At 51.8% G+C, this 1,329-nt stretch carries 1 protein-coding gene; it reads right to left on the reverse strand.

Features of this window, described 5'->3' with window-relative positions; all coding sequences use genetic code 11:
• Positions 1 to 140: 140 nt before the first annotated feature.
• Entirely contained in the window at positions 141 to 680 is a 540-nt protein-coding gene (locus ACFZPT_RS25825; RefSeq protein ID WP_080758713.1) for an AAA family ATPase, read from the reverse strand.
• Positions 681 to 1,329: the final 649 nt, after the last annotated feature.

Below are 1,329 nucleotides of genomic sequence, written 5' to 3' on the forward strand. Positions count from 1 at the left end.
TCGTGGCAAATACGTGGCCAATCGACTCGCCTGGCTGCGCTGGGCTGAGGCATCCACGATACGGAAGTGTTTTTACACACTCTGGGCCAATAGCAGCCACTCGTAAACGGTAGTCCCGCATCGCATCAGGCAACCGTCGATCAATCTCGCGGAGTCTGGACGTTCGAATTTTCAATGCTCGCGAGAAAATTGCAGGTATCCCGATTAGAACGCAGACAAACCACGCGGCAAGCTGGTGGTGCTGTTGCAACAAGTTGCCGCATCTTTTCTCGCGCTGATTTTTTCGTCCGCCACATGAATCTAAAAAACTCCGGCAGGTTCATCAGCAGTTCGGGGCAGTTCTCAGGCAAGTCAGGCCGAGACTGACCGCGTTGGAGCAGGGTTCTGCGCAGTACGCGTAAGAATCGAAGCGTCGCCGAACGATCAATCCATATCAAAAGGTCTGCACGGGCCAGCCGGTTGTCCCAAGTGGCTGAATGGCCGCCTTCGAATATCCAACAATCTCGGGCCTCAACATCGAGACAAAGCTGTGTCTTCTCGTCCGGACTTCGCTCGATCCACCCTGGCTGCCAGTGAATAGTGTCGATATGAATGACCGGCAAACCTGTGCGCTGACCAAGCTCACGCGCCAAAGTGCTTTTGCCTGACCCAGGTTGACCAACAATCATCACCCGTTGCATCGAAGCTCCTTCTCACTATGCCAGCTGATTTTTCCGGGGCGGCGATTTTACGTCAAGACCTATCTCGGTCAACAAAAAGCGGTCAGTATGACAGGCAGCTTCTGGCCGATTGTGTTGAAAAAGTCAGTTTTCCCAAAACACTCGAATATTAATGTATGAAAACACCTCTGTTGCCCGCTGCTACGTGAGCTCCGAGTACTGAACCTTCTGCCAAAAATTCAGATTTCAATCTCAGGCGCGTACTTTTCTGGCGTGGAATTCGAAGCCGACTGTTTTCAACAGAATCGGCCAAAAGCGGTCACTCCGCATGCCTACGAAGCCAGGGGCGATTCAGGTGTCGCCGAAAACATAAAAACTGTACGCCCGAAAGTCACATCCCCTCATGGAACTTCCCGAAAAAATGATGTCAATTTGATTGCTCGTTACAGCATCAAGATCATCTTGGATCAGTCAGCGTCAGGCTATTTCCTGAGACCCCATGGAGAGAGTGATGAGAGCCATCATTGCGATGTTATTGATGTTGAGTACCTACGCTCATGCTAGTTGCGGCAGCATCAGTGACAGCGATCAACGCGCTTATTGCGAGGCCAAAACCAATGGCCAAAGCTGCGGCAATATCCGGGACAACGACCTTCGGGCCAGTTGCTCG

Source organism: Pseudomonas sp. MD330_10, from assembly GCF_042610415.1.
Taxonomy (GTDB): Bacteria; Pseudomonadota; Gammaproteobacteria; order Pseudomonadales; family Pseudomonadaceae; genus Aquipseudomonas; species Aquipseudomonas rhodesiae.

Bases quoted from the DNA above. Each gene is read 5' to 3' on its own strand.
- ACFZPT_RS25825 (WP_080758713.1), bottom strand. From the start codon at position 680: ATGCAACGGGTGATGATTGTTGGTCAACCTGGGTCAGGCAAAAGCACT.